The 5,826-nt window shown below is 34.3% G+C and carries 6 protein-coding genes; 1 reads left to right on the top strand and 5 read right to left on the bottom strand.

What is annotated here, in order from left to right; all coding sequences use genetic code 11:
- Window positions 1-343, bottom strand: a 343-nt coding sequence (locus ALKIM_RS17575) for a hypothetical protein (RefSeq protein WP_175576953.1), incomplete at its 3' end; no start/stop codon positions are given.
- A gap of 96 nt (window positions 344-439) precedes the next feature.
- On the opposite strand from ALKIM_RS17575, the gene ALKIM_RS0104110 reads away from it, so the two are divergent.
- Window positions 440-850 (top strand): group II intron maturase-specific domain-containing protein, encoded by a 411-nt coding sequence (locus ALKIM_RS0104110; RefSeq protein WP_162148793.1) that lies wholly within the window; start codon window positions 440-442, stop codon window positions 848-850.
- Window positions 851-941: 91 nt separating this feature from the next.
- On the opposite strand, the gene ALKIM_RS0104105 is transcribed toward ALKIM_RS0104110, so the two are convergent.
- From ALKIM_RS0104105 to ALKIM_RS19125, 4 genes are all read right to left on the bottom strand, one after another.
- Window positions 942-2,453, bottom strand: coding sequence for a hypothetical protein (locus ALKIM_RS0104105; protein ID WP_026473536.1), 1,512 nt, complete (start codon window positions 2,451-2,453; stop codon window positions 942-944).
- Window positions 2,454-2,618: 165 nt separating this feature from the next.
- A complete protein-coding gene (locus ALKIM_RS0104100; protein WP_026473535.1) occupies window positions 2,619-3,686 on the bottom strand; it encodes a type I restriction endonuclease in 1,068 nt (355 codons plus the stop codon).
- A gap of 3 nt (window positions 3,687-3,689) precedes the next feature.
- Window positions 3,690-4,472, bottom strand: a complete 783-nt coding sequence (locus ALKIM_RS17570; protein WP_044117736.1) for an ion transporter — start codon at window positions 4,470-4,472, stop codon at window positions 3,690-3,692.
- 214 nt (window positions 4,473-4,686) lie between these two features.
- On the bottom strand, window positions 4,687-5,442 hold the full coding sequence (locus tag ALKIM_RS19125) for a GIY-YIG nuclease family protein (protein ID WP_026473534.1): 756 nt from the start codon (window positions 5,440-5,442) through the stop codon (window positions 4,687-4,689).
- Window positions 5,443-5,826 lie beyond the last annotated feature (384 nt).

Below are 5,826 nucleotides of genomic sequence, written 5' to 3'. Positions count from 1 at the left end.
ATAATCGCAGGTCGATGTTTTCGCGGATTACCATCTTTGTTCCGTTGGGAAAGACAAGTTCAACAGGTGCCTGTGAAATGCTTAAACCATCGGTTTTGTTCGTGGCTATCGCAACGTGCTTGTTGTGTTTTGTTTTTTGCGTCGGTGCCGAGTCGATTACCAGTGGAACAAAGCGCTCAGGTGCTTCTTGCGCTGTATTCCCCAACTGCTTTCTCCAGTAATAAAAGTAGAAGGGGATAAAGCCTGATTGGAGCAGAAGTCTCGTACGCTTAAACTGGATTCCTGATACTCTTGATAGAGTTGCTTGAAGGTCGTATGTGTCATCCTCATTTTTTGCCTTCAAAGAAACGACTGCTTAGCTTTGATGACAATATGTACTAGGCCGAATGCTTACACTGTAAGCGCAATCAGAAAAACCACCCCCCATTTAAGCCCAAATATGTCCAATTTGACTTTTTGGGCTTTTACCTTTAAGCCAAGATGGATAAAGGATAAGGGGCGAAAAGCCCATTTAAGCTTTACCCCGGCTATAAGTAACAAACGGCGAAAGCGTATAGGTCAAACCCTGTATAAGTTGAAAATTCACCGCATGGTGCAATTCTCTATACATGACATTGCCATACTGCTTGAGCCCAAGATACGAGGCTGGATAAATTACTATGGGAAGTTCAGGTTTTCCGAGATGCGCAAGGTTTTCAGGGTTCTAAATTATCGTCTTATGATGTGGGTAAGGAACAAATACCGAAGGTTCAGGAAGAAAATCAAAACACATGCTTTTAGATGGCTGTGCAATGTAGCCAGACAGTATCCTAACACGTTTGTGCATTGGCAGTATGGTTTTCGTCCATAGCGACTTGGGCGGGAAGAGCCGTATGACGGGAGACTGTCACGTACGGTTCTGTGAGAGGTTTAGGGGTGAGACTCCCCTTTACCTACTCGACTTATTTGTTTATCAGTAATTTATATATTTTCTGAATATTTTCCCAATTACCCTTTGCAAATGGATTATTATAGACTTCAACTTTTTCAATAGATGCAGGGTCAATTAGTAGATTGTCTATTATTTCAAGTTGCTTAGTCACTTTCTCTTTCAAAGGCATATATTCAGTTTTAAGTTTATTTGCTTCAGATAAGTTGGCATCTGCCTCTTTTTCTTTTTTGATGACTCGATTAAATAATTCTTCAATCTTTTTCCATTCTTCAGGTTCTATATAATCGGGTTTATTTGGTATTTCATTCCAGTAAAACATTTCATTAAATGCTTGCAACAATTGTCGATAGTTCTCTTTTAACTCATATCCTTCTCCAATGTTTTTAAACAAATCCTCGAGCATTGTTTTTCTAGAGGTATCAAGAATATCCAGATTGACTTTGTCTATATATTTTTCATAACTAAGCCTACCTATTCCTTCTTCAATAATGATTGATGCATAGAATGTTGATAGAACTTCTTTTAAATTTGTCCAATCATCATATGTTACGATATCTGGTTTTTTTGAATTTAAAATATCTTTTACTGAATATCTGCCAAATCGCAAGGTATCTCTAATTTTATGCATACAATAAGCTTTACTTATCTCTTCGTTTATTTTCTTCCAATTTTCATAACTTATATTAATTGGCTTTTTCAAGTTTGATAATTCCTCAAAATTTAAATCATAAAAACTCTGATAAATCTTTTCAGTAATTTTAAGTAGTATCTTTTTTTCAGCTTTATCTAACAAAACAAGCCATTCATCTTCAGACAGAAAATATTTTTTCTCTGTGTTTAATAATTGATATGAATCACTTTTTTCAATTGTTGAAACATAATCTTTTTCGATATAGTTAGATATTGCAGTTTCCCTTATTTCATGCCATTTTGTATCTTTTACATACCATGGTTTATTCCGTTTTAGAATTTCTAAGGGTGAGTATTTAGCTCTTGACTCCAAACTATCAACAAGACTCCCTCTCAGTCCGAAAAAAGTTACAATCAAATAAATGAAGGATATTACAAGAAAAATAGTATTGCCATATGATTTTCTGTCACTAAAAGCCTCATGCGCGGTTCCTTTACTATGAATAATTTCTATTCTATCATTGTTGATACTATTTCCTAATAGCTTTAGTAGGATTATTACTTCACCAGAAGGTGGTATTTCAGGATATAATATTTCTGTGTAATTATTTGTTTTTGAAATTGTGACAGAGTCGGTCGATTTGAATTTATTGATTCTTAATTCTTGAATGTTTGCGTCTATCTTAATTACAATAGAAGAGATTAAAACATCCCCGCTATTTTTAACTGTAAGTTGTTGTATACCTGCTCCTTCAATATTATCTATGAAATCGGAAGGTATCTTTTCTGACAACGAAAATTTCAATTCAATCTTCTCATCAAAAATTTTGTATTTAGCAAATAAACCTGCTATTACTAATAAGATTATTCCGCCAATAACTTGAGTTTTCATATGATTGTATGTCTTTTATCTATGTGGCACAACGGTACATATATGAAATGTTGGGGCTGCGGGAGTTAAAACTGTCTGCCGTTACAAAAGCTGATGCGGGGCAGACAGTTTCGAGTAAACACTAATGCCCCAATATTTTATATATGATGTTAGGGGTTTTTGAATTTATCCAATATAATTTTCTAGAGTTCTTAACAACCTGTCACTATATTGAAAAATATCATCTAATGTTTCAATAGGAATTCTTTCTTCCTTTTTCATTTCATCTAGTAAGCCGATATATTTCTGCGCTCTGTTAAAGTGCAATCTACAAACAGGTTGAGTTTGTTTATCATAAAAGATTGCGAAATAGTTTTGATTATCCTTATATAGGATTTTAGATATTTCTCCTTTCGTGCGTAAAATTGATTTCACAATTGTAAAACCGTCTATTTCTTCTTGCGTAGTGACTATATTGTTTTTTTCGTCTTCTGAGTCCATTGATTCGCCAATTTTTTTAGCCTCTGCTTTATCATTTTCTGACTCTTTTTCAAGCGCAGACTTTAAACGACTACTAACTTTGTCACTCAACCATTGATTAACAGATTTCTTAACTATTTCTTTAAACTGTTCGAGAACCTTTGCTGTTGCCTTTCCAGCGTAGACTTGCGATGTGAAAAATCGAATAAAGGACTCAGAGGGTTCTTCTGCTTCTTGATTAAGAATAATTTTAATCGCGTTCAGATATTTTAGTTCACTTGCTGTGCTTATAATTTTTTCTACATCAAAGTTGGTTTTATGGAACTTTTTCAGTTCTGCAACTTGCTGTTCTTTGATGTTTAATAAATCTAGTTCAAAGAATGGTTTGTCATCCAATCTGTTGTTATCATCTAGGTCAGTAAAGAACTTGAAAATCTGTCCGTTTGTTAAAATGGCAAATTTCGCTTCACAAGTATGAAAATATCGAATAAGTTGAGTATCATGATTTGTTAGTTTGTCATTAACACCCTTGCATTCAATCAATATAACAATCCGATTGGCTTGTACTATTGCATAATCAACTTTCTCCCCTTTTTTTATGCCCACGTCAGATGTGAATTCTGGGATTACTTCCGAAGGATTGAATACGTCATATCCTAGAGCCTGAATAAAAGGCATAATCAAAGCATTCTTAGTTGCTTCTTCTGTTAGTAACTGTGGTTTAAGCTTTTCAACTCTGTTTGCAAGTTGCGAAATGTGGTCAGAAAAATCCATGGTCTATTTTTTAAGGGTTTCTATTAAATTATCAATTTTATGCTCTAAAGAAATAACTTTCCTCTCAAGTTCATCGTTATTATCGCTTACCATTGCATCAACGAAAATTGAATTTACTAATGACAATCCAAAAATCCCACCTGCCAAAAGTATTAATACAAAGTAAATTTTGGTTGCAACGGCTGTTGTAACGGAAGAGTTTTCTGCAATGGAATCAGGGATTTCATACCACCCCTCAACGGTAAATATTTTGAAAATAGAGTATAAGGAAACAAATGGGTCTCCGAAAAATTCAGGTGAAATCTTCTTGTAAAAAAAACAAGATATTATTGATACTATAAATATGAATATAAAAAACCCAATTAAGACAATTACTGATGCTTTCAAAGCTCTTTGCACACCATTAATTAACTTGTCTATATCAGGAAAGAATCGGATAAAGCGAAAGAACTTAAATATGCGTGTTATTCTTAATACTAGCAAATAGTCAAATTGTAAAGATTCGAAATTGAAGACCCACAATAATAATGAAGGAATTGCAAAAAGAATAAGGATTGCATCAAATATATTCCAGTTAGATTTTAGAAATTGTCTAATTCCTTGATTGTTAAGCTTGGAAATTAGTTCCAGAATAAAAATAAAGGTTATGAAATTGTCAGTATTTGAAAGAAATGATAATGTTTCTGGTTTTAAATCAAATCCTTGTAAAAAAATAATTACAGCATTAATAAAAATCAATCCAAGAATAAACTTGTCGTTAAGTAATATATTTCGTATTTTCTTCATAATTAGAACTTTCTGGTAGTATTTCAATTACCCCTAACGGTCCTGGTATAGCCACAGTAGCGGATTTGCGGGCTTCGTCACTTTCCACCGTGATAAGCCAAAGCGGGGCAGTGAACCTGAAACTTGCACCAAGCCCGCTATTGTGGCTATACCATGTTGGCTGCTGGGCTTATTTCCCTTCAAAAGTCAATTGTTTTCATATCAAAGAGTTAGCTTAAAATGGAAGTTCTCCTTTACTAATCTGCAATTTAATAATTTCATCATCTATTTTGAAATGTTTTTGCGCGGTCAAAGTATCAGTCAGAAATGGTCTCTTTATAAAATCACAAGCGATTTTGCATGCTTCACTTAATTCTTCTTGATTTAGTTTAAACCATTCTCTTTTGTATCTTTTGTTCCGAAATTTATTATGTAAAAATTTCTCCAGCTCTCTATTCTTGTCTGTTTTAAAAAAATCAATCAAGTAAAATTCATAAGGATTTGATGTTTGTAGTTGGGATAATCTTTTGTTTATGTCTTTAGTTACTCCAATTTTAAAAAGACCAGAATTTCTTACTTCAACAATATACACTCCACCAAATTTTGCACTTTTTTCTATTACTATTTGCTGTAAAATATTTCCTTGACAATATTTTCTGCCATCTCGCCAATAAATAAATGGTTCTTCTTCGGTAATCACTTCAAATCCATTATTAATCAACATGTACTGTGAAGGATAGTAGGCCTGAATATTTAATTTATTTTCTTCTTCAAATTCTGCCACACAAATTAATTCTGACGATACAAGGTCTAAGTCATAGCCTTGCATGTCACAAAAGTATTGTTCTGCCACGAGCTGGTCGTGTCCTACTACAAAACAATCTTCATGGTTTTCATAGCTCTCAATCCAATATATATTTTTCCTATTCTCGTCCAATTCTATTTTCTTTCGTAGTAAAAGTTTGTGCTTAGCGCTTAGCCTTGCAGCCAACGGTCACATATATGAAATGTTGGGGATTGCGGGCTCGTCACTGTCTGCCGTTACAAAAGCTCATGCGGGGCAGAAAGGTTCGCATAAACACCTAAACCCCAATATTTTATATATGATGTTGGCAGCTGGGCGTGTGTCCTGTCGTTACTCAGGGATACAATTTAAGAAATGTTCTTTGAATTTGAGTAACATAACTGCAATCAAGATGAGAGGGTATTGGAGTTTTTACTTCGATATGGTCTCTCGGCAAAGGCCTTGCAGGAGGATTTGCCAAAACCACCATGAGGTGCTGCCTTTTCAAGAGGACGGTACTGAGCGTCATGGAAACGGTAAAGGGGTCAGTTGTACGACCGACTTTATCAGGTATAGACTACTGGAGACGAA

The organism is Alkaliflexus imshenetskii DSM 15055, assembly GCF_000517065.1.
Taxonomy (GTDB): Bacteria; Bacteroidota; Bacteroidia; order Bacteroidales; family Marinilabiliaceae; genus Alkaliflexus; species Alkaliflexus imshenetskii.
Note: the sequence above shows the minus strand (reverse complement) of the source record. Positions and strands in the feature narration are given on the sequence as shown.